Source organism: Candidatus Competibacter phosphatis (assembly GCF_012939995.1).
In the GTDB taxonomy this organism is placed as follows: Bacteria; Pseudomonadota; Gammaproteobacteria; order Competibacterales; family Competibacteraceae; genus Competibacter; species Competibacter phosphatis.
On record NZ_SPMZ01000022.1, the window covers coordinates 59,314 to 82,902 of the forward strand.

The 23,589-nt window shown below is 60.6% G+C and carries 16 protein-coding genes, 3 tRNA genes and 1 pseudogene; 2 read left to right on the forward strand and 18 right to left on the reverse strand.

The window, feature by feature from the left end; all coding sequences use genetic code 11:
* Positions 1–106: 106 nt before the first annotated feature.
* Positions 107–1,468 carry a cell envelope integrity protein CreD gene (gene creD / locus E4P82_RS08340; protein ID WP_169248457.1) on the forward strand — a complete coding sequence of 454 codons (1,362 nt, stop codon included), beginning with the start codon at positions 107–109 and terminating at the stop codon, positions 1,466–1,468.
* Between the two features lie 100 nt (positions 1,469–1,568).
* On the opposite strand, the gene E4P82_RS08345 is transcribed toward creD, so the two are convergent.
* From E4P82_RS08345 to E4P82_RS08385, 9 genes are all read right to left on the reverse strand, one after another.
* A complete protein-coding gene (locus tag E4P82_RS08345) occupies positions 1,569–5,081 on the reverse strand; it encodes a YhaN family protein (RefSeq protein ID WP_169248458.1) in 3,513 nt (1,170 codons plus the stop codon).
* Positions 5,081–6,340, reverse strand: a complete 1,260-nt coding sequence (locus E4P82_RS08350) for a metallophosphoesterase family protein (RefSeq protein ID WP_169248459.1) — start codon at positions 6,338–6,340, stop codon at positions 5,081–5,083. Before E4P82_RS08350 ends, E4P82_RS08345 begins: the two co-directional genes overlap by 1 nt.
* 8 nt (positions 6,341–6,348) lie before the next feature.
* Complete coding sequence (locus E4P82_RS08355; RefSeq protein ID WP_169248460.1) at positions 6,349–7,440, reverse strand: microcin C ABC transporter permease YejB; 1,092 nt, start codon at positions 7,438–7,440, stop codon at positions 6,349–6,351.
* 77 nt (positions 7,441–7,517) lie between these two features.
* Positions 7,518–7,850 carry a type II toxin-antitoxin system HicB family antitoxin gene (locus E4P82_RS08360; RefSeq protein WP_169248461.1) on the reverse strand — a complete coding sequence of 111 codons (333 nt, stop codon included), beginning with the start codon at positions 7,848–7,850 and terminating at the stop codon, positions 7,518–7,520.
* Positions 7,847–8,101, reverse strand: a complete 255-nt coding sequence (locus tag E4P82_RS08365; RefSeq protein ID WP_169248462.1) for a type II toxin-antitoxin system HicA family toxin — start codon at positions 8,099–8,101, stop codon at positions 7,847–7,849. The genes E4P82_RS08360 and E4P82_RS08365 overlap by 4 nt, the downstream gene beginning before the upstream one ends.
* 143 nt (positions 8,102–8,244) lie before the next feature.
* A complete protein-coding gene (locus tag E4P82_RS08370; protein WP_169248463.1) occupies positions 8,245–8,616 on the reverse strand; it encodes a hypothetical protein in 372 nt (123 codons plus the stop codon).
* Positions 8,613–12,326: an Eco57I restriction-modification methylase domain-containing protein gene (locus E4P82_RS08375; RefSeq protein ID WP_169248464.1), complete on the reverse strand. Its 3,714-nt coding sequence runs from the start codon at positions 12,324–12,326 to the stop codon at positions 8,613–8,615. Before E4P82_RS08375 ends, E4P82_RS08370 begins: the two co-directional genes overlap by 4 nt.
* A 95-nt stretch (positions 12,327–12,421) precedes the next feature.
* Positions 12,422–14,035, reverse strand: a complete 1,614-nt coding sequence (locus tag E4P82_RS08380) for an AAA-like domain-containing protein (RefSeq protein WP_211203075.1) — start codon at positions 14,033–14,035, stop codon at positions 12,422–12,424.
* A 17-nt stretch (positions 14,036–14,052) separates the two neighbouring features.
* A complete protein-coding gene (locus E4P82_RS08385; protein WP_169248465.1) occupies positions 14,053–15,906 on the reverse strand; it encodes an extracellular solute-binding protein in 1,854 nt (617 codons plus the stop codon).
* Between the two features lie 70 nt (positions 15,907–15,976).
* Between E4P82_RS08385 and E4P82_RS08390 the strand changes: the two genes are divergently transcribed.
* The gene (locus E4P82_RS08390; protein WP_169248466.1) at positions 15,977–16,762 is read left to right on the forward strand and encodes an enoyl-ACP reductase FabI; all 786 of its coding nucleotides are present in this window, start codon (positions 15,977–15,979) and stop codon (positions 16,760–16,762) included.
* Between the two features lie 59 nt (positions 16,763–16,821).
* Here the strand turns inward: E4P82_RS08390 and E4P82_RS08395 are convergent, their stop codons facing one another.
* The 9 genes and pseudogenes from E4P82_RS08395 to clpX all read right to left on the reverse strand — a co-directional run bounded on the left by E4P82_RS08395 (position 16,822) and on the right by clpX (position 23,465).
* Positions 16,822–18,744, reverse strand: coding sequence for a SurA N-terminal domain-containing protein (locus E4P82_RS08395; protein WP_169248467.1), 1,923 nt, complete (start codon positions 18,742–18,744; stop codon positions 16,822–16,824).
* 102 nt (positions 18,745–18,846) lie between these two features.
* Positions 18,847–18,923, reverse strand: a tRNA-Asp gene (locus E4P82_RS08400).
* Between the two features lie 44 nt (positions 18,924–18,967).
* Positions 18,968–19,044 (reverse strand) — tRNA-Asp (locus E4P82_RS08405).
* Positions 19,045–19,056: 12 nt separating this feature from the next.
* Positions 19,057–19,132 (reverse strand) — tRNA-Val (locus E4P82_RS08410).
* Between the two features lie 15 nt (positions 19,133–19,147).
* Positions 19,148–19,468 (reverse strand): HU family DNA-binding protein, encoded by a 321-nt coding sequence (locus tag E4P82_RS08415; protein WP_420887081.1) that lies wholly within the window; start codon positions 19,466–19,468, stop codon positions 19,148–19,150.
* Between the two features lie 94 nt (positions 19,469–19,562).
* Positions 19,563–21,341 (reverse strand): endopeptidase La, encoded by a 1,779-nt coding sequence (gene lon / locus E4P82_RS08420; RefSeq protein WP_420887079.1) that lies wholly within the window; start codon positions 21,339–21,341, stop codon positions 19,563–19,565.
* Between the two features lie 100 nt (positions 21,342–21,441).
* Positions 21,442–21,561 (reverse strand): annotated as a pseudogene (locus E4P82_RS23605) (hypothetical protein); the annotation flags it as partial.
* Positions 21,503–22,006, reverse strand: coding sequence for an LON peptidase substrate-binding domain-containing protein (locus E4P82_RS23610; RefSeq protein WP_420887080.1), 504 nt, complete (start codon positions 22,004–22,006; stop codon positions 21,503–21,505). The pseudogene E4P82_RS23605 and the gene E4P82_RS23610, both read right to left, overlap by 59 nt.
* Before the next feature lie 172 nt (positions 22,007–22,178).
* Positions 22,179–23,465 (reverse strand): ATP-dependent Clp protease ATP-binding subunit ClpX, encoded by a 1,287-nt coding sequence (gene clpX, locus E4P82_RS08425; RefSeq protein ID WP_169248469.1) that lies wholly within the window; start codon positions 23,463–23,465, stop codon positions 22,179–22,181.
* Between the last annotated feature and the right edge of the window lie 124 nt (positions 23,466–23,589).

The following is a 23,589-nucleotide window of genomic DNA, read 5'->3' on the forward strand; positions in this document are numbered from 1 at the left end:
CCGGCCGCTTCACTCAATCCTCACACTTCCCTCACTCCCCGCGCATCAGGGCCTCAATTCACCGGTTTAGGCTGGCCTCGTCATTCATTTACCCGAGGAAGCCCCGATGAAAAACCCACTGTTCGTCAAGGTGGTTCTAGTGTTCCTGGTCACGGTGGTGCTGGCCACCGGCCTGTCGCAAATCGATTATCTGGTGCGAGAGCGGACGCAACGCCGCGATCAGGTCGTCGCCGGCATCGCCGCCGCCACCGCTCGCGACCAAATCCTGGTCGGGCCGTTGCTAGTCATTCCCTACACTCGCATCGTCAAGACGCAGAAGCCCAGCGAGAAGGACGACAACAAGATGATCGAGGTCGAAACACGTTATGCGGACTGGCTGTATCTGCCGCCAGCCGAGCTGGATGTCCAGGCCAACCTGAACACCGAACAAATTCGCCGCAGCCTGTATTACGCCGTGGTGTTTAGCGGTGCCGTTTCGCTCAAGGGCCGCTTCGCGTCCGATGGCGAATTGCTGCAACCCGGTCCGAACGAACGGATCGAATTCGGCGATCCTCGCCTGATCGTCGGGATCGGCGATCCGCGCGGCATCCTGCGAGCGCCGGCGCTGGTTTGGGCCGGACAGCGGCTCGATTTCCTGCCAGGTACCGCCGAGGAAAAAATGCCTAACGGTATTCAGGCCCGCCTTATGGGTCTCGACCTCCAGCACGGGTGGTCGGCCGAGTTCGAATTCACGCTCGACCTGCGCGGTACCCAGTCCTTCGATGTCGCGCCGGTGGGCGACACCACCCACATTGACGTGCGCGGCAACTGGCCGCATCCCAGTTTTTATGGCCAGTTCCTACCGGAATCGCGCCAAGTGAACGACGCCGGCTTTTCCGCCGCCTGGTCCACCACTCGGCTGGCCACCAACATGCTCCATCAATTGTTCGAACATCTGCGTAACAACCGCCCGCTCGATACCTTGATCGGGGTGCGCTTCGTCGATCCGACCGACAGTTACACCCAGACCGACCGCGCGATCAAATACGGGCTGCTGTTCATCGGTCTGACCTTCGCCGCCTTCTTCCTGTTCGAGGTACTCAAGCGGTTGGCGATCCATCCCTTTCAATACAGCTTGGCCGGCACGGCGCTGGTGTTGTTCTATCTGCTGCTACTGTCACTGTCGGAACATGTGGACTTCGGGATCGCCTACGCGACCGCCACCGCCGGCTGCGTGGCGCTGCTAGCCTATTACCTCAGCTATGTGCTGGGTAGCCTGGGCTGGGGTTTGGGTTTCGGGGCGCTGATCGGCGCGGTGTTCGGGATTCTGTACGTATTGATCAGCCTGGAGGATCTGGCGCTGTTGGCCGGCTCGGTGACCTTGTTTGGTGCCCTGGCGCTGGTGATGACGCTAACCCGCAAGGTGGACTGGTATCAATTAGGAGAGGCGCTGGGCACGCGACGCGGCAAGGGATTGGACGGCGTGTGAGATGATACGCCCTGACCCATGTCCTCTCTCCCGCAAGGAGAGAGGATTGTGGGTCGAACTCATGGGCGGGCCTTCATGGCAAGGCTGTCTGGTTCGGCGCTCAAATCGTGCCGCCGCCAAGCGTCCGGCGGCAGCGCGGCGGCCGCCAATTCGCAGAGATGGCCGTGATGGGTGAAAAACAGCACCTGCGCGCGGCAGGCCAATTCGGCCAACACCCCCAGTGTCGCCACGGCCCGGTCATCGTCGAACTGCACCAGCAAATCGTCGATGGCGATGGGAACGGCCTCGCGCTCCCGCAGATGTTCCTCGATGGCCGCAATGCGCAATGCCAGGAACAATTGGTCGCGCGTGCTTGGCTCAATCCATCCATCCCTACCTTGACCGCATCCGGCCGTTTCCCCACCAAGATTTGCCGGTCGTCCTGGTAATCCATTTCCAAGCCGCTGAAACTACCCAGGGTGATCCGGGCGAAGATTTCGCTGGCACGGCGCAGCACCGGTCCCTGATGTTGCTCCCGGTACGCCTGCACGACCCGCGACACGACGGCGCCGGCCAGCCGGGCGCGGGCGTAGGCGCGGGATTGCCGGGCGATACGGGCGGCCATCTCCTCGGCACCCTGTTGCGCCTGTGCCGCCACGTCGCCGCCGTCGATGACGTCAAAAGCGCGGCGTGCGTCCAGACAGACCGCATACGCGGTTTCCAGCTCGGCTTCACCCTCGCGGATCGTGGTTTCCAACTCATCCAAGCGGGCATGGGTGGCATCCAGATCCTCGCCCTCGATCTCGGTCAATACTTCGGCCAGCGGGCGAGCGGCACCGCGCACCAGTTGCTCCTCGATCTCGGTCACCCGCTCGGCCAACCGCCGCTTGTGCGTCGCTTGTTCCTCGACCGCCGCCAATTCGTCCAGCGATTCCACCCCGGCGCGACGCAGCAGTTCGACCAGGCGGTCGTGCTGACTCGCGGCGGCGGCCTCCGCTCGGTCGAGTCCGTCCTGTTCCCGGACGATGGCGGCGTCGGCCTGCTTGCGCCGACGGTCGGCGTCACGCGCTTCGTTCAAGGCGGTGTACAGCGTATCGGCGATCCGGTCGGCCGTTCGATCGGTGGCGGTTTCGCCGACGGCGCGCGTCAATTCGGCCAGCGCGCTTTCAAAGTCGGCACGGGTCGTCCGTTCCCGCTGGACCTCGCCAGACAAGCTCTCCAGCTTTCGCAAGGTCTGGGCAAGCCGATCCCACTGATCGAGCCGGACTCGCGCCTCCGCCGGCAAGGCTTGGGGCGACAATCGCAATTCGCGCATGGCGGCGTCCCATTGCGTCCGCCAGACCGCCTGTTTCTCGGCCAGTCCGGCACGCTTCGCGGCAACTTCACGCCGTTCGGCTTCGCATTGGCGGATGCCGCTATCGAGCTTAGCGCGTGCCATGGCGGTTTGGCGGCCCTGCTCGATGGCCACCTTGGCACGGCCGAGCGCGACCGACAGGGCTTCGTCATCGCTCAACGCCGGTAAACCGCATTTCCGTAAGGCCCGATCCAGCGTTTGACGGACCACCGCCAATGCCGCGCCGATCTCTCGTCGTTCCCGCCGCAACGTTTCCAAATGAGCGGAACGTTCGACCAGCAGCGCCTGTTTGCCCAGCCACTCCGCCGCCGCGCCGGGCGAAAGATCGGGCTGACGCAAGGATTCGGCGATCACCTTCCAGCGCGTGTCGAGTCGGTCGCGTTCAGCGGTCAGATCGGCGAACTGGCCCGCGCAATCCGAGCGCGCCCGCTGCATGTCGACGATGCGCTGGCGGAGACTCTCGACGTTGGCGGCCCGCGTGGCGTCGGCGTGCAGCAAATCGGCCAGACGATCGGCTTCCCGCATGGCGGCCTCGAAGGCATCGAGCGGCGACTGTCCCGGCACGGGGTCCATCGTGCGCTCGACATAACCCCGACGAATCCGCCGCCAGTCTTCGTCACGCGTTTGACGGGCCTGCCGTACCTGATCGTGGGTCACGATTTCGGCGGCTGCGGCCAGAGCGCGCAGTTCGCGTTCCCGCTCGCCGATATCCCGTTGCAGGATTCCATCCTGGTTTTTGAGCGAACGTTCCGCCTCGGCCCACTGCCTATAGCGGTCGGCTATCTCGGTCACCGTGGCCAAGGGCGGCACGCGCAGCGCGATCAACTCATCGAGCGTCCCCTCCCACAACGACGCGGCCTCGTGCACGAGCGCGGTTTCCAGTGCGGCGATTTCTCGCGCCAACTGGATGCACTGGCCGGTGAGGTCGCCGGGCGCGGCCGCCTGCTCGCGTGCCTGTTCCAACGCCTCGAAGGGCACGGGCACGGGCTGAATTTCCAGCTCATCCCGCAGTCGTTGGCGCATGTCGGTCAGCTCGCGCTCCCGTTCTTCCAGTTGCTCGCTCTGGACCGACCGTTTGTCGTATTCCTCCAGCAGCGCTTGTACCCGCGCCCGCGCCGTGGGTACAGGCGCCAGCGCGCGAATCCGCTCCGACAGTTCGGTGGGCGCGAGATCCGCCGCCAGCGCCGGATCGATCTCGGCAAGCTGGCCAACGCAAAACTGGCGCGCGGCATCGAGATCCGCTTCGATGCGGGGCAGGCGTTCCAGCGTACCCCGATAGTCGTTCGCGGCGTGATGCAGCCGCTCGATGGCGCCCGCATGGCGCAGCAACGCTTCGCGGACCACCAGTTGGGCACGCTGCCGGCGCAACTCCTCCAACGCTGCTCGGGCTTCCCGTTGGTTGTCGGCGGCGGTGCGCAGGCGTTCCTCGGTTTCGATGCGTTGCTGTCCGGCCTCCGGCGGCAGAAGAGGAATCGTGGCCAGCGTGGCCAGTTCCCGAAGTTTCGCCGCGCGCTCGGCGGCCAGCGGCAGGTGAGCGATGATCCGGGACAAGCGGCGCTGTTCCTCGCGCCAGCGATTCAGTTCCGCGCGCAGCTCCGAATGCTTCTCCTCGGCTTGACGCTTGGTCCGCTCGGTCTGCTCCCAGGCCGAGGAACGCACCGTCGCTTCCCGTGCCCGTTTGCGTTGCTCTTCCAGCTCCTTGAGGGCGACTTGAATTTCGCTTTTTTTGCCACGCGGGTTGAATAGGTCGGAGGCTTCGACCTCCAGTTTGCCCGACAACTGACGCAGATCGGCCAATCCCGCCGCCGCCGCGAACAGGCTCTGGCCGATGTCCCCTTTTCCTTCCAGCAGCGCTTCGCCGCCGCGTATCAATTCATCGTGATCGAGCCCGAACAAGGCGCGATACAAGCCTTCATCGAGACCGCCCAACAGCCGGGTCAGCATATCCTCGGCCAGCGGCTGGTCGGTCCGTTCCTCGCCGCCGACCTCGTCCAACGCGAACAGGGTTTGCTTGCGCCCCTTGCGCCGCATGACCGCCAACCGTCCGGCGTCGGCGGTCGCCAGCGCGGCGCCGATCCGCAAGTTGGGTTTGGAATGGACGAAGTCGTCGGCGGTGCGTTCCTCGATCCCGAACAGCAAACCGATCAGGGCACGCAAGGTGGTCGACTTGCCTGCCTCGTTTGGGCCGTAAATGACATGGAAATCCGGTCCGCCGGTAAAATCGAGCCGGCGTTCCGAGAACGCGCCGAACGCTTTGAGATAGAGATGCTCGATCTTCATCAGGCGCCTTCGTCCCCGGACAGTCGCGCCAGCAGATCGGCTTCCACCTCGCCCAGCAGTTCGAGCAAGGCATCGGCGGTATCCAGACCCAGGGCATCGCGGTCCTCGCGGAGCTCCGCCGGCAACTTCCGCCGCAGCTCGCCCAAGGCCTCGTCAGCCATGTCGCGCAGCGCGGCTTCGTCCGTGGCGAACCGCCGCAGCTCGCGCACCAACAAACCGATGGGATCGTCGCGTTCGGCGATGCGGTCGAGATCCAGCAGCGGCCGGGTGCGGAACTCGATCTTCTCGATCCAGGCCCGCCCGTTGGTGGCCTCGACCGCGACGCCACGCAATTGCTGCTCCACGGTTTCGGGTTGCAAGGCGAGCTGGCGATGCAGGGGACCACTGCCTTGCACCTGAACCCGCGCCGCCAGCGCGCGATCCTCGGACCCGGCGAGCCGCTGACGCAAATTCAGCTTGGCTGCATCCAGCAACGCATCCAGATCGGGCAAGCCATCGATGTCGAGCGATAGGGTGTCCCAACGCATCACGTCGAGTGCGATGAACCGCTGCGAAATCGCCTCGTCCTCGACGGTCACCAGCGTGCAGCCCTTGGCACCCATTTCACGGATATGGCGGCCCTGGGTATTACCGGGATACACCACCCACGGCTCGCGGCATACGATTTCCGCCGCGTGGACGTGGCCCAGCGCCCAGTAGTCGTAGCCCTTGCCACGCAGTACATCGAGCGTGGTCGGGGCGTAGGGGTCGTGGCCAGGACGACCGTCGAGCGCGCTATGCAGCAGGCCCAGGTTGAAATAGCCGGTCAGTGGGCGGGGATAACCGGCGGCCAAGTCGTCCGTCACGGCGGCGGTCGCGAAACTTTGCCCGTGCACGGCGATACCGATGTTGGCGAAGGGCTTGGTTTCCGGGCTGGCATCCGCGAACTGATGCACGTTCGCCGGCAGACGCAGGGCTTTGGTGAGTCGGCTGGCCGCGTCGTGATTGCCCCGGACGATGGCGACCGGGATGCCTTCCTCGGCCAATTGCGCCACGCCCTTGATGAAAAACAACCCGGTGTTGTAATCGGGCCAGTCGCCGTCGTACAAATCGCCGGCGATCACGACCAAATCGACTCGTTCGTGCCGGGCGACGGCGATCAGGTTTTCGAAGGCGCGACGGGTGGCGCCACGCACCTCGTCCACTGGAGCGCCCTCGTAACGGTCGAGACCGCGCAAGGGACTGTCGAGATGCAGATCGGCGGCATGCAGGAAACGCATGGCGTGGCTCACCGCGCCGTGAAATCGATGCGAGGATCGACCAAGTGATAGCTCAGATCGCTGACCAGATTCAGCAACAGCCCGATCAGGCTGAACATGTAGAGCGTGCCGAACATCACCGGATAATCCCGGTTGACCACGGCCTCGAAACCCAGCAAACCCAAGCCATCCAGCGAAAAAATCACCTCGATCAGCAAGGAGCCGGTGAACAGCATGCCGACCAACGTGGCGGGAAAGCCGGCGATCACCAGCAGCATGGCGTTGCGGAACACATGTCCGTACAACACGCGATGTTCGCTCAGACCCTTGGCGCGGGCCGTCACCACGTATTGCTTGTTGATCTCGTCCAGGAAAGCGTTTTTGGTCAACATGGTCAGCGAGGCGAAGCCGCCGATCACCATCGCCGTCACCGGCAGGGTCAGATGCCAGAAATAATCCACGATCCGCGCCGGCCAGCTCAAATCCGCCCAGTTGTCCGAGGTCAATCCTCGCAGCGGAAACCAATCCAGATAGCGCCCACCGGCAAACAGGATGATCAACAGGATGGCGAACAGGAAAGCAGGGATCGCATAGCCCACGATCACCGCCGCGCTGCTCAACACGTCGAAGCGCGAGCCGTCGCGCACCGCCTTGACGATACCCAAGGGAATCGAAATCACATAGATCAGCAAAGTGCTCCACACGCCCAAGGAAATCGACACCGGCAATTTATCCACCACCAGATCCCATACCTCCCGATCGCGAAAATAACTCTTGCCGAGATCGAAGGTGAGGTAATCGCGGATCATCAGGCCAAACCGTACATACGCCGGCTTGTCGAAACCGAACTGGCGGTTCAACTCCGCCACGAAGGCCGGGTCCAATCCCTGGGCGCCGCGATAGGCGCTATTGCCACCCGTCGCCGCGTTGCCGCGTCCCGCTTCCGCGCTCTCGCCGCCGCCCACCCGAGCGGTGGCGGCCACGGCGGTATTTTTCAGTTGCGCCAGCAATTGCTCCACCGGCCCGCCGGGCGCGATCTGCACGATGGCGAAGTTGATGGCGATAATGCCGAGCAAGGTCAGGGGAATCAGCGCCAAGCGGCGAAGGATGTAGGCGAACATGAGGGAAACAAGAGGCCAGATGGTCTTACAAGGCTATCACGAAAACCCGTGCTTGAAGCCGTCCCGATCCTGAATGTCTAGGTGTGCACGGCCCGCGCGAATGCCTCGGCAGCCCACTGATTGATACTCTTACCACTCGCTTGCGCGGCCATGGCGACCGCCGCATGGATCTCAGGCGACACGCGCAGCATGAGCCGGCCTGAATAGGGCTTCTGCGGCGCGCGATTCAGCTTCTCGCAGGTGGTCAGATAATCCTCCACCGCTTCTTCAAACGCCGTGCGCAGTTCGCCCACCGACTCGCCGTGAAACCCAACCACATCCTTAATGCCAGCGATATGACCGATCAAGCATCGATCTTCCTCGCTGTATTCGATTCGGGCCGCATACCCTTTGTAAATCATCTTGTTCATGGTTTGATGCCTGCCTGCTCCAAGAAACATCGCGCATCGCGCACCTGGTAGGGCTTCGCCTCTTTCCCTGGGTGGGGCCGATGGAACGTCGCTACAACACCCTGTAGCTCGAAACGCACCCGCGACCCGCTCCCTTCCACCGTCCGTGCGCCCACCGCCAGGAAAAGCGCTTCGATATCACGCCATGCCAACGAGGCGGGTACCGGTGTTTGAAAAACCTTATCGAGGGTGTCGCGATGGCGTTTATTCATTAGTTAAATGATAGCATATTCTGCTATCAAGTTATCCGATACCACCAGCCCGCGCGCGCCGCGATAGGCACCCATGTCGCTGGGTGCCGGCGACGCGCCCGGTCCCGATTCAGCGCCATCGCGGCCGCCAACCCGAGTGATATCTAGCGAACCTCCACCACCGTCTCCAAATCCCCCGCCGCGACCGCGTTCATGTAAGCGAGAATCAGATCCCGGGTGAGATAGCGGCCGAATTGCTTTTCGTCCTGCTCGCGGACGATGGGAAATTGCGCCAGGATGTAATCGGCGTCGTTGCGATCCAGGCCGTAGAGATGGAAGAACAAGGCGTCCAGCCGCGCCAGACGGTGACGACGGTCGTCTTCGTCCCAGACGAACGGCTCGCCCCCATAGCCCATGTCGGCGGCGAAGGGTCGCATGTCTACAGCGGTGTAGGTGAGGCGAAGGACCTGCTCGCGGATGAAGTCGGCGATGGTTTGGTTGCCGATGGAGTTTTCAAATTTTTGAGGTGAAATCACCGGTATTTGTTCGAGGATATACCAATTGACATTAGTGCTCTTGAACTTTTTGTCGCAAAACATAATTCGAGTGGATAGCAATTTAGATTCGCCAAAAGTAATGGCATAAAATTCTTGTAGTTTTCGTACTCATTATCTAACGGCAGAAGTAAAGGTAATTTGTTGCCCGCACTTGGAAATGGGATGAGAGCAGATATCAAAGTTCGCATATCCGTCGCGCGAGCCACATCGCGAAAGCCAATAACCCATCTTTGGTAATTGCAAGACACCTTGTTACGAGGAACCCAATATTGAGGAGCCGGCACAAACATAACATTTTGTTTTTCCTGAAAGCTTACGGCACTGCTTAGCGCCGGATTATGCAAGCTCGTCTCATTGACCTCGACACCCGCCGCCCGATGGTCGTATTGATGAATCATGCGCCCCACATACAACGGCACATAATCCTCCTGCCCATTGCTCCAGCGATTGCCCTTCACCGGATAGAATCCAGCCGCATCCAATTCATCCCGCCGTTTGAATAGGTGGGAATCGTTGGTCATGTGGAACATGGTTGCGTAACGCACCGGCCAAACCGGCTGGGGCGGATTGCCGCGCCGATCCACCAGCACCGGGCAACGGCTGTAAATCGCCTTGGTGATCTCGGCATCCCGCCGATAGCGGAAAATCGGCGCGGTGCCGGTGTTGGGATTGACGGCGGCGAAGTCGTCCGCGCTCAAGGTAAATGAACGTTGCGGGTCGTCGAGTTCCGCCACGGCATGGAGAAAAAAGGCGCAGCGGGTTTCGGGAAACCTGCGTTTGGCCCCACCGAATACCAAGCCGCAGAACTTGAAACGGCTATCGACATCGGGGAAAAAACCTTTCCGATTCTCGAAATCCAGCAATGCCGCCAATCGTCCGGTGGTGGCGATGCTTTTGAAAAAAGCGCTGGAACCCTTGTCCGAGGCAATCCCGGAAGGCGTCAGCAACCCGACGATGCCTCGTGCATTCACCAAGCTTTGCGCCCGTTCCACGAACAGCGAGTACAGGTTCACGTCGCCACCGGACAACAGCGGATAGTCACCGCTGTCCCGCGCGATCCGAACGGCGGTCTCGGCCCGATTCCTGGCTTGCTGGTAATCCAACCACAAGCCATCGCCCGTTTTCTCCAACCGACCGATCAGTCGCTTGCGGTCGGCGGCGCGGACAGCATGGGCAATGTCCGGCTTGCGCGCGGCGAACCATTCGACTTCCTGGAGTTTCATCCGGTCCCACGGCGGATTGCCGATGATGGCATCGAAACCACCCTGCGCTTGACCGCTTTCCAAATGACGCCAAACCGTGGGAAAGGCAATGGCCCAGGACAAGAAACCTTCCTGCTCGACCCGTTCGCGGGTTTGCCGAAGCAATGCCTGGATAGCCCCTGCCTCGTCGCTGGCGGAATCTCCCGTGACCACCGAACCGGCGTCGATCACGTCGATGACATCCCCGAAATGCCCCGACACCAGATCGGCCCAACCGCGTTGCCGAACCGGATCGTTCGCGGGCAGCCAGCGCAACGCCTGCCAAAAATCCAGCAGCTTGCGCAGCGGCGCCAATTCCGTGTCGATCTGCTCGAACAGATGCCGGGATTGGTGCACCTCGGCGATGTCCACATCGGTCAGATCGGCGATCTGGTTCATGCTGGCGGTGGCCACCGCGATCCGGGCCAGTTCGTTTTTCTGGAACAACGCACCGAACGCGCGCAACTCGTCCAGCACCTTATCGACCCGTTCGCCGTACAAGGCATCGCCAGCCCGCAGATGATGATCGAGAAACGACAGCGGTGCACCGACCGTGAAGGTGTGCAGCCACAACGCGACCTTGGCCAACTCCACCGCCATCGGGTTCTTGTCCACCCCGAAGATCACCCGCTTCAGGATCATGCGCCGCACGATATGGCGGTCGTCGAGCTGCGCGGGATCGACGGTCCAACCGTGCGCCCGCGACGAGGCCAGAATGCGCTCGCGAATGTCGGCGATGCGCCGTGCCAGGGGCGATACGTAGGGTTCGACGGCATCCGCCCAACTCACTCGCGCGGTGCTGTCGGCCATGCGCTCCAGGATTTGATCGGCCAAGTAATCCACCAAGCTGACCAGGAAATGCCCGCTACCCATCGCGGGGTCGCAGATTTTCAATTCCAGGATGGCGGCGGCCGGATCGTGGTCCTGCAATTCGCGCAAGCGTTGCGGCTTGGGGGAACGCAGACGGGCCAGCGCATCCACCCGTTGCCGAAACGCATCCGCGCGCTCGTCGAGCAAAGGCTCGACCGTTTGCCGGATGAGCATCTGGACCAAATCGTCGTGGGTGTAATAACTGCCGCTGCCCTTGCGAGCGAAAACGGTGGGACTAACCTGGATTTGGCCGGCGCCGTCACCGACCACCCGATATTCCAACAGGCGTTCGTAGATGGAACCCAACTGCTGCACCGATAGATCGCGATAATTGATCCAGCGGCGCTCCTGCCCCACCGGGCGACGCGACAGACCATCGATCAACTCGGCCAGCACGGCGTCGGACAGCGCCAAGCGCGCCAACAACTCATGCGCACGGTCGTCGAACAAGCCACCGTTGTAGGGCGGCACGCCGAGCGAGGCATCGCCTTGGTTGATGATGCGGAACAGGTCCTTGAGATCGTTGCAGTAACGCCGGGCACTGGTGCTGAAGACATCGTGCGCGTCCAGACGCCGCGCGACATCCTCGCGGATCTTGCGCAAGGAATAGTCGTCGTAGCGGCGGTCGTGAACCGGCAGCAGGTTGCGATCCTCGGCGTAGAGAACGAACAACAGCCGGTAAAGCAAGATCAACGCTTCACGGCGCACGGCGTCCAGATCATCCACCGTAGGCGGTTGGGATGCCGTCAGATCGCGTTGGGCCATCGCCGTGACCAGGCGCGGGAACAAGCGCTCGAAAACCAGCTCTCCCAAATCCTGGGAAACGCGCTCTTCCCAGCGCCGGGTTTCCGCCAGGGCGATAAAGAGGAAAGCCCGGTTTTCGGGGTCCTTGGGCTGGGGAACGAAACCGGCCCGGCCGAATAACAGGTAGAACACGGCGAGGAAATGTTCGGCGTCCTGACCGCTGGCATCGAACAGCTCCACTTGCAATCCTTTCATGCCGGCGAGCAGCGCCACATCGAGTTCCAAAAACTCCTCTGAACGCGAACGCGCGCCTTGAAAATACAGCCGCCAATATCGGCCGTTGGTCAACAGACCCCACTGAATCGCCCGTTCCGAGGCCACTTCCACCCGGCTCAGATAGCGCAACATCTGATTCGACGGCGCATTGGCGTCGAGGGGGTCGGTGCGGTCGCCGCGATCCAGCGGGCGTCTCCAGCGTTTGCATTCGACGATGGCGACGCCGTGACGATAGCGTTGTTCGTCCTTCCGCTCCGCCAGCGCCGCCTGCTTGGTGGCGGTATCCGCGAACAGCAGCACATCGGGCACGTCCTGACGGCCTTTGCCGGAAGCCGTTTGCTGCGGCAGAGATGCCCAGCCCAAAGCTTCCAGCACCTGGAAAACGATCTCGGTTTCCGTAACTGCTTCGTTGGCTTGGCTATCGGGGGGAAAGGTGTCGAAGATCGCGCCGATCCGGGCACGGAATCGGGTCAGCTCGTTGCTATCCAGACACTTCCAAGCGTCCGTTTCCTTGATGCCTTCGCGCAGAAAATCTTGGGTGAACAGCTTGCCCTGCATGGATCACCTCCGGTTTATAACCCGTGCATTCGGAGCCGATCGGCGCGCGGGTTCGATTGCCCGGACTGGAAGCCGATTGCGAGCTTGGCCGCCGTCTACATTCCCCACACGGTTATCTGTCGGCCTCGTACCGTTTCCCGCCGCCGAAACAGTTTTTCTTCCCAAGTTTTGCCCGGTGTCCGATCGAAGATCACCAGATGACCCTCTTTCGCGCCGCAACGGTCGAGATATTCCCAAGTTTGCTCCAAACCGACCGCCAGCGTCTGCTCCAGGCTTTTATGCAGGAGTTTGAGTTCGATGACGATTTTTTGAATCTCACTCTCGCCCTCAACCCTTCGTAGCGGCCACATCACCAACAAATCCGTCCGCATTCGCCCTAGCCCGTATTCCCGCTCGATCCGCCCGCCACCGTTGACGATGCGCTGCAGAAAAGCCTGCAACAACAATTGCGGACCGGCTTCCTTGTACTGAAATCGTTCGACCCAGTGCTCGGAATGTTCGCGGAAGAATTCTTGAAAAGCCCCCAGCAATTTGAACATATCCAAGCGACCTTCCGGGTCGATGTACCATTGCGTTTGTTGGCTCATCCCCGACTGTATATTCCAAGCCAGTTCTCGGGGGATCACTTCCTGATAAATGCAATTCGCTATTTGAATTCGACCGTTCACCTGTTGCCGAATCAACCCCAAATCTTGCGTATAAGCGACATCATCGGAACGAAACTCGACGGCTAGATCATTACCCGCCAACAGCGGTTCAATGACTCGCCGCACCCGCTCTTCTTGCAGCTTGTCGGCCAGTTGATCGAGATGGGTGTCCCGGCGCAAGATCAGATTTTCCTTGGCTGTATCGACCAAGTCCGCCGTAATCGGCTGTTGTCGATCCCGCCCCGCCTTCATGCGAAAACAGGTTTCGTAACCCAAGGCATTCACCAGCCAGGGTTGTCCGCCGCTCAATTCCCAAAGCCGTTGCAGTGCCTCCGAGGTGAAGATTTGTCCGGTCTCCTCGGTGTGAACGCGATATAGCGTCTCCATTTCCGTGCGGTTGAAATTGCCCAATCGCAACGACTCGGCCTTGATGTTGAACGCGCTGCCGCCGGTGATGATGGCTTTTTCCCGGCTGGAGTGAATACGGTAATCCCGCACGTCGCGCACACCGCAGAGCACGATGCTCTGCGGGAAATGACCCGGCCGTTGTGGATAGCCGGACCGCAATTGCCGCAACACCGAAATGAGCGTATCGCCCACCAGCGCATCGATTTCGTCGATCAGCACCACCAGTGGACGACGATCCTGCGCCGCCCACTGCTTTAACAACTCGCTCAACGCCGTGAAGGGACCACTGTCGGCCAAAATGCGGGTACGAACCGAGTTGAGATACTCGTCGTTCAGAACGATGCGCGCCCACGAACCCAATTCGCTGAGAATCGCCTGCATCGCGCCCGCCACATCTTCCCGCGCCGCCTGAGCGATTTCCACATTGACATAGACACAGCGGTACTGGCCGGAGGCGTTGAGATACTCCATCAATGCCAGCAAGCAGGAGGTTTTTCCCGTCTGGCGAGGTGCGTGCAACACGAAATATTTCTGCTGCTCGATCAGTTGCAGCACTTCACCCAGATCGAAACGGGTCAGTGGCGGCAGACAATAGTGCAAGTCGGGTTTGATCGGCCCGGCGGTGTTGAAAAAGCGTATGACGGCTGCTCCCAAGTAACAGCGATGCCCGATTACGGCCGATTATCGGTCTGGCCGCCTCCCGCCAGCGCCGCCGCCTTGGCGGGATCGATCCACCAAGCATCCAATTGCACACCCTGCAACGGTGTCACCGACGGATAGCCGAACTTGTCCCAAAAGGCGATTCGGGCGTAGGGAAGATGCCAGTGCGGAATGACCAGAAAGTTCCATTGCAACGCCCGATCCAACGCCCGTACTCGCGTCACCAGACTGGTGCGATCCGGGGCGGCGATCACCTGATCCACCAACGCATCCACCGCCGGACTCTTCAGGCCGGCAATGTTGCGACTACCCGGCTGACCGGCGGCGGCGCTGCTCCAGAACTCGCGCTGCTCGTTGCCGGGCGACAACGATTGACCCCAGACGTTCACGATCATGTCGAAATCAAAGCTTCGCTCTCGATTCTCGTACTGGGCAGAGTCCACCGAGCGCACGCTCATTTCGATACCCAGCCGCTCCAAATTGCGGGCGAAAGGCAACGCGATTCGCTCCCAGGTCGGTTCCGCGATCAACAGCTCGAAACGGAACGGCTCACCGGTCTTGGCGTTGACCAGCTTGCGGTCGCGGAAGGTCCAGCCGGCCTCTTGCAACAGTTGCAGCGCCTTCTGAAAATTGGCGCGGAGCTGGGCATCGTCGTTGGCGGTTGGCGGCTCATAAACCGCAGAGAACACTTCCGGCGGCAACTCCTTGCGCAACGGCTCCAGCACCGCCAATTCCTCCGGTGACGGCAAGCCCCGCGCCGCCAGTTCGGAGTTGTCGAAATAGCTGCGGGTTCGCTTGTACTGGTCGTGGAACAGGTTCCGATTGCTCCATTCGAAATCGAAGGCGTAGGCCAACGCTTCGCGGACCTTGGGATTCTGGAACAAGGGCCGCCGCAGATTGTAGACAAAGCCCTGCATTCCCGACGGCATTTGGTTGGAGAAGGTTTCCTTCTTCACCAAGCCCTTGGCCAGCGCCGGAAAATCGTAGCCGGTCGCCCACTGCTTGGCGACGTTTTCCACTCGCAAATCGTAGGAACCGGCCTTGAATGCCTCCAATGCCACCGTGACATCGCGGTAGTAGTCGTAACGCAACCGATCGATATTGTGCATACCTCGATTCACCGCCAAATCCTTGCCCCAGTAATTCTCATCGCGTTGGTAGACGATGAAGCGCCCCGGCTCGAAACGCTCGATTCGATAAGGACCGCTGCCGACCGGCACCTCCAACGTCGTCGCGGCAAAATCCCGATCCCGCCAGTATTTCTCGGAAAGCACCGGCATTTGGCCCACAATCAGCGGCAATTCGCGATTCTCGCCGGGAGCAAAGGTAAATTTCACTTGCCGTTCGCCCAGCTTTTCGACCTTGGCGACGTTGGCGTAATAGAACCGATAGAGCGGCGTGCCTTTGGTCTTCAGGATTTCGAAGGAAAACAACACGTCGTCCGCCGTGATCGACGTGCCGTCGTGGAACTTCGCCTGCGGTCGCAGATTGAACGTCACCGAACTCCGATCTTCCGGTATCTCCACGCTCTCGGCGATCAGGCCATACTCGCTGAACGGCTCATCGGCGCTGCCGATCAACAGCGTTTCGAACAACTGGCCGATGCCGGCGGCCGGCTGACCCTTGATGTTGAAGGGATTGAAGGTGTCGAAGCTGCCGATGGCGGCGAAGCGCGCCTCGCCGCCCTTCGGGGCGCTGGGGTTGACGTAATCGAAATGCTCGAAGTTCGGCCCATACTTCGGTTGGCCGTGCAGGGCGATGCCGTGCAGCGGTGCCCCGACGGCAACGGTCGCGAGCAGGGCGCAGACCCAGCCGAACCAGCCAGCCGCCAGCCTGTGGCGACAACGGTATTTTGCGCGCGTCATCCAATATCCTTTACAGTTCGCGAATTCAGTGACCCGTCTAAACGATACTTAAAACACATAGGAGTTCATTATGGGCTTTCTTGCCGGCAAACGCGCCCTGATCCTGGGAGTCGCCAGCAACCGTTCCATCGCCTGGGGCATCGCTCAAGCCATGCGCCGGGAAGGTGCCGAACTCGCCTTTACCTACCAGAACGACAAGCTGAAACCCCGCGCCGAGAAGATGGCCGAGGAATTGGGCAGTTCCATCACGCTACCCTGCGACGTGGAAAGCGATGCCGAAATCGCGGCGGTATTCGAGACGCTCCAACAACACTGGGACGGGCTGGATATCGTCGTTCATTCGCTCGCCTACGCGCCGCGCGAAGCGCTGGAAGGCGATTTTCTGGAGGGGATCAGCCGCGAAAACTTCCGTATCGCCCACGACATCAGCTCCTACAGCCTGGCGGCGCTGGCCAAGGCCGCCAGGCCGTTGATGCGGGGACGGAATGGCGCATTGATCGCCATGACCTATCTGGGTGGAGCGCGGGCGGTGCCCAACTACAACGTCATGGGCTTGGCCAAGGCCAGTCTGGACGCCAACGTCCGCTATCTGGCGCAGACGCTGGGACCGGAAGGGATTCGGGTCAATGCCATTTCCGCCGGGCCGATCCGTACCCTGGCGGCGTCCGGCATCAAGAATTTCCGCAAGATGCTGGATACCTTCGAGCACGTTGCGCCCTTGCGCAAATGCGTCACCATCGAGGAAGTCGGCAATGTGGCGGCATTCCTTTGTTCCGACCTGGCCTCCGGCATCACCGGCGAGATCGTGTACGTGGACGGCGGCTTCAACACCGTCGCGCTGGGAGCTCTCGAATAAGCACGCCGCCGGCCGCGCCGACCAAACGCGCGGCCGGCACGCCGCTCGGACCCGGCCGCTCACAACCGGTCGGAATAAACCACAATCTTGGTCTTGGCCCGCAGGCTGCCCAGCAGTTGCTCGAACTGCCCTGACCCGGTTTGCTGTCCCAGTTGTTGCACCAACGTCTTGCGCTCGCCCTCGGCCAGCGCATCCGGTTGGCCGGGCACCACCCGCACGACTTCGAACACCGCCTGATCGCCGCTGGCCAGTACCGTCGAACCCAGCGCCACCTGGTCGGCTTGCGGTTGCGGCAGGCGGAACGCGGCGGCCAGTATTGTGCTGTCCACCGAGGCGGCATCGCGACCCACCAGACCGGCATTTTTGTACTCGCCGCCAAACTCCGCCGCCAGCGTTTGCAAGTGCTCGCCCTTGGCGGCGCGCGCCTTCAGCATCTCGACACTCTTGGCCAGGGCTTCGCGGGCTTGCTGTTGGCGCAGCAGCTTGGTGATATCCTCGCGCGATTCCTCCAGCGAACGTGGGGTGGTGTCCTTGTGCTCTTTCACCCGAACCACCACCACATGCCCCGGCTCCAGTTCGATCGGTTCGCTGTTCAGGCCGCGTTTGAGCACGTCCTCGCCAAACGCACTGTCAACCACCTTGGAGTTGGCGGCGATCCCTTCCCCACCTTGGCGACTGAACCAGCCGCTCTCCCGCACCGGCACATCCAGCGCCTTGGCCGCCGGTTCCAGACTATCGGGATGTTCGTAACTCAGATTGGCCAGCGTTTGGCTGATTTCGTAAAAACGGTTCTCAGCCTGTTGATGACGTAGTTCCTTGGCCACCTCCTCGCGCACTTCCTCGAACGATTTGACCTGCGCTGGGGTAACGCTGTCCAGGCGGATAATGTGGAACCCTGACGGCATCCGCACCGGGTCGCTGACTTCGCCAGGCTTCTTCATGGCGTACAAGGCATTTTCGAACGCGGGACTGGCAAACATACCCTGGGTAATGACACCCAAGTTGGCACCTTCCAACGTGCCGGATTGATCGGCTTGCGCGTCCTGTAGAACCTGATCGAAACTCTTGGCACTGGAGTGAATGCTATCGGCAATCTGCTGTACCTTGGTACGGGCCTGTTCCACTTCGGCCTCGCCGGCATTCGGCGGCAGCTTGACCAGAACGTGCGAAGCCGCGCGCTCCTCGGGCCGACCATATTTGGCGATCTGCTCCTGGTAGCTCGTCCGCAACTCTTCCTCGCTGATCTTGATGCCCTCGGCAATCTGCGCCAGTTTCAGCTCGATGAATTGCAATTGCACCTGTTCGGGATTAACGAAACGGTCCTTGTTTTTCTCGAAATAATCCTGGATGGCCGCATCGTCCACGCTCGCTCCGGCCAGGTATTTCTCCAGCGACAGCGTCGTGTATTGCAGGTCGCGCTGTTGTTTGAGCAAGGCGATCACTTGCGTCAATTCGGCTGGAGTGACCAAGGCCGACGCCACGACGCCATCACGCAGTTGGGCGGTCGCCAGCGATTGCCGCATCCCTTCCTCGAACGCCGCCGGGGTATATCCCTGATTGCGCAATAGCCGCTCGTACAGATCGTTGTTGAACCCACCGTTTTGCTCGAATACCGGCAACGCGACCAAGGCATCGTGCAACTGCTGGTCGCCAATGCGAAGCCCTTGATCGTGGGCCAGTTGGTTCAACACCCGCTCGTCGATCAATTGCCGCAGCACCTGCTGTTTGATGCGCGCTCCCTCCAGCAGGGCCGGATCGGCGTTACCCCCCAACATGGCCTGCATACGCTGGCGTTGCTGCTGGTAGGTCCGCTGAAATTCCTGCAAAGAGATCTTGCTGCCACCGACCACGGCGGCATCCGCGGGTCCACCGGCTTCGAAATATTGATTGATGCCCCACAAAGCGAACGGGACGGTCAGCAATCCGATGATGGTGTAGGCGAACCAGCCTTGGGCGTGGTCGCGGATTTTCTGTAGCAGCATGGCGGTTACCCGGTTTCAGGTCGGATCACTCGGAACGCAACGGAGTCGGCGCGCGGCGAGCGCCCATGAAAAAAGGGTGTCTGAACGACACCCCTGGACATTTGGCGGAGCGGACGGGGCTCGAACCCGCGACCCCCGGCGTGACAGGCCGGTATTCTAACCATCTGAACTACCGCTCCAAACGGGACAAATCGGGCGAAATACAACGAGAATACAGTAAATCTGGCGGAGCGGACGGGGTTCGAACCCGCGACCCCCGGCGTGACAGGCCGGTATTCTAACCATCTGAACTACCGCTCCAGCATCCAAACTTGGTGGGTGCTGAGGGGTTTGAACCCCCGACCCTCGCCTTGTAAGGGCGATGCTCTCCCAACTGAGCTAAGCACCCTCGAAAAAAGGCTTTCTATTTTATCGCGTCCCTGAGAGTTTTACCAGCCTTGAAGACCGGAGACTTACTGGCCTTGATCTCCATGGCCGCGCCGGTTTTTGGATTGTGCCCGGTTCGGGCCGGACGTTCCCGCACCGAGAAGGTGCCGAAACCCGTCAATACCACGCTATCTCCGCCTTGCAGGGATTTACCGATGGCCGCCAACATGGCGTCAACCGCCTTGCCAGCCGCCACTTTGGATAGATCGGTCGCTTGGGTGATGGTTTCAATCAGTTCAGTCTTATTCATGGATCCCCCTTCCTGTGCAGTCTTGTGCGTTTTTGATCCGTACGGTATCGGAGCAGGGCTCACGCTAGCCGTATCAAGCGTATAATGGTAATTTCGCCCTTATAACAGGGCGTTCGAAGCACTGTCAATTGGCCCAGCGATTTCAGTGGGCACGCACGTTTTCCAAGGCATTGCCAGCCTTGGCCGGCGCCGCCGACGCCACCGTTTCCTCTGCTCCATCCGGGGCTTGAGTGACCGGTAAAGACCGCAGAGCGATTTCCAGCACCTGGTCGATCCAGCGGACCGGCCGCACATCGAGTTTGGCCAAAATATTTTCCGGGATTTCCACCAAATCCTTCCGATTGTTTTCTGGAATCAGCACCGTCGCGATACTACCCCGGTGCGCCGCCAACAGTTTCTCCTTGAGTCCGCCGATCGGCAAAACCTCGCCGCGCAGGGTGATCTCGCCGGTCATCGCCACGCTGGAACACACGGGAATCCGAGTCAACGCCGATACCAGCGCCGTGCACATGCCGATACCAGCGCTGGGGCCATCCTTGGGCGTCGCTCCCTCCGGCACATGAATGTGCAGATCGTATTTCTGATGGAATTCCGGATCGACGCCCAGCTCCTCCGCGCGGCTGCGGACCACGGTCACCGCCGCTTGAATGGATTCCCGCATCACTTCGCCCAATTGTCCGGTATGAATCAGCTTGCCTTTGCCCGGCACCAGAACCGCCTCGATACTGAGTAGTTCCCCTCCGACCTCGGTCCAAGCCAATCCGGTCACCTGGCCGACCTGATCCCGCTCCTCGGCCAAACCGTAGCGGAACCGGCGCACGCCCAAATACTTGTCCAGCATGTCGGGCATGACCACGATCTTGCCCTCGGCCGGTTTCAGGGTAATTTCCTTGACCACCTTGCGACAGATTTTGGCGATCTCTCGTTCCAGATTGCGCACACCGGCTTCGCGGGTATAGAACCGAATGATATCGAGGAGGGCGTCTTCGACGATTTCCAGTTCTTCCTTGCGCAAACCGTTGTTGGCAAGCTGTTTGGCCACCAGATAGCGGGCTGCGATATTGAGCTTCTCGTCCTCGGTGTAGCCCGGGATCCGAATCACCTCCATGCGATCCAGTAACGGCGGCGGGATATTGAGCGAGTTGGCGGTCGCCACGAACATCACGTCCGACAGATCGAAATCCACTTCCAGGTAGTGGTCGTTAAAGGTGTTGTTCTGCTCGGGGTCCAGCACCTCCAACAGCGCCGATGAAGGATCGCCACGGAAGTCCATCGACATCTTGTCGATTTCGTCGAACAAAAACAATGGGTTACGCACGCCAACCTTGGCTAGGTTCTGGACGATCTTGCCCGGCATCGAGCCGATGTAGGTGCGGCGGTGGCCGCGAATTTCCGCCTCGTCGCGCACCCCGCCGAGCGACATCCGCACAAACTTGCGATTGGTGGCGCGGGCGATGGATCGCCCCAGCGAAGTCTTGCCCACGCCCGGCGGCCCGACCAGACACAGAATCGGCCCCTTGAGCTTGCGTGCGCGTTGCTGCACGGCCAGATATTCCAGAATGCGTTCCTTGACCTTCTCCAAGCCGTAGTGGTCGGCTTCCAGAATGCCCTCGGCCAAGCTCAGATCATGGTGAATCTTGGTGCGTTTTTTCCAGGGCACGCTGACCAGCCAGTCGATATAGTTGCGCACCACCGTGGCTTCGGCCGACATCGGCGACATCATTTTCAGCTTGTTCAGCTCCGCCTGTACCTTGGCCTTGGCGTCCTTGGGCATCCCGGCCTTTTCGATGCGTTGCGCCAGCTCCTCGATTTCGTTGGGCGCGTCTTCCAGATCGCCGAGTTCCTTCTGAATCGCCTTCATCTGCTCGTTCAGATAATACTCGCGCTGGCTTTTTTTCCATCTGCTGCTTGACGCGGCCACGGATACGCTTCTCGACCTGGAGGATGTCGATCTCGCCTTCCACCAAACCCAACAGATGCTCCAGCCGCTCACGTAGGTTCCGTATTTCCAGCACCTTTTGCTTTTCATCCAGCTTGAGCGCCATGTGCGCGGCGATGGTGTCGGCCAAACGGCTGGGATCATCAATGCCGGATACGGAAGTCAGCACCTCGCCAGGGATTTTTTTTGTTGAGCTTGACATATTGGTCGAAAGTACTGAGCAGCGAGCGCGCCAACGCCTGGATTTCCTGCGATTCGCTCTCGTCCAGCACGGATTCCAGCAACGAGACCTCGGCGATGAAGCAGGCCTGCGTTTCGGTAAAGCGGTGGATACCCACCCGCTGGCTGCCTTCCACCAATACCTTGACCGTACCATCCGGCAGTCGCAGCAGTTGCAAGACGTTCGATAGCGTCCCGATCGCGTAGATCTCGTCGGCTTGGGGGTCGTCCATCTCGGCGCTCTTTTGCGCCACCAGGACAATGCGCTTGTTACCCTGCATGGCCAGGTCGAGCGCATGGATGGATTTTTCCCGGCCCACGAACAGCGGGATCACCATGTGGGGATAAACCACCACATCGCGCAGCGGCAATACCGGCATTGGCGCATGATCGGGCAAACTATCGAGCGTGGTTTCGTTCTGCTTCATGGCAGACCCTCCGCGGTTGAGCCGGGCAAATTGGCGGGGCGATCCAGCGGACCGGACGCAGCGAGTTTGTTGTCTGACAGCGAAATCGCACCCAGCCATGCCAAGTTGCGCACAACTGGTCGACCGAACCGGTCCGACGGCGAACGCCGGACCGGAGTGGAACAAGGGTGGATCAATCGTGCGCGGCCGCGCGCCGCTCGATGTTCTCGTAGATGAAATACGGTTTGGCGTGACCTTCGACCACAGAGTCGTCGATCACCACTTTGCGGACATTCTGCATGCTCGGCAAGTCATACATGGTGTCGAGCAAGATATGCTCCAGAATAGTGCGCAGGCCACGGGCGCCCGTCTTGCGTTCCATGGCCTTACGAGCGACCGCCCGCAAAGCCTCCTCACGAAACTCCAGCTCGCTGCCTTCCATCTCGAACAATTTGTTGAATTGTTTAGCGACGGCGTTCTTGGGTTCGGTCAGGATCCGCACCAGCGCGTTTTCATCCAGTTCGGTCAACGTGGCGACCACCGGCAGCCGGCCGACAAACTCTGGAATCAGCCCGTACTTGATCAAATCTTCCGGTTCCACCTCCATCAGTACCTCGCCGACGTTCTTACCGCCATCCTTGCTTTTGACCTCCGCCGAAAACCCGATGCCTCCCTTGTCGGAGCGGCTGCGAATGACCTTGTCCAGCCCGGCGAAGGCACCGCCGCAGATAAACAGGATGTTGGTGGTATCCACCTGCAGAAATTCCTGCTGGGGGTGCTTGCGCCCGCCCTGCGGCGGTACCGAAGCCATGGTGCCCTCGATCAGCTTGAGCAAGGCTTGCTGCACGCCTTCGCCCGACACGTCGCGGGTAATCGAGGGATTATCGGACTTGCGCGAGATCTTGTCGATCTCATCGATATAGACGATGCCGGTCTGGGCTTTCTCGACATCGTAGTCGCATTTTTGCAGCAGCTTCTGAATGATGTTTTCCACGTCTTCGCCGACATAGCCCGCTTCGGTCAGGGTCGTGGCATCGGCAATGGTAAACGGCACGTTCAGAAACCGGGCCAGGGTTTCGGCCAGCAGCGTTTTGCCGGAACCGGTGGGGCCAATCAGCAGAATGTTGCTCTTGGTGACTTCTACTTCAGTATTTTTGGCGCGGACGGCACGCTGTAGCTCCAGCCGCTTGTAATGGTTGTAGACGGCGACGGCAAGCACCCTTTTGGCGCGTTCCTGGCCGATGACGTACTCATCGAGAACTTGGTTGATGTCATGTGGCTTAGGCAGTTTGCTGGAGGCAGCGGGCGCCGTCTCTTCCATCTCCTCGCGGATAATGTCGTTGCACAACTCAACGCATTCGTCGCAGATGAACACATTCGGTCCCGCGATCAGTTTGCGCACCTCATGCTGACTTTTGCCACAAAAGGAACAATACAACAGCTTGTCGTCGTCGCTCCTGTCACTTCGATCTCTGCTCATAATGCCTTCCTCGTCATCGCGCGATCGTTGGATCCGTATAGGATGCCGTGACTCACCGCGCAATAGGTACCGCGGGTATCGCGGCTCGAAGTCAAGATGTCGGCCCGACGCCGGAAATCACGCG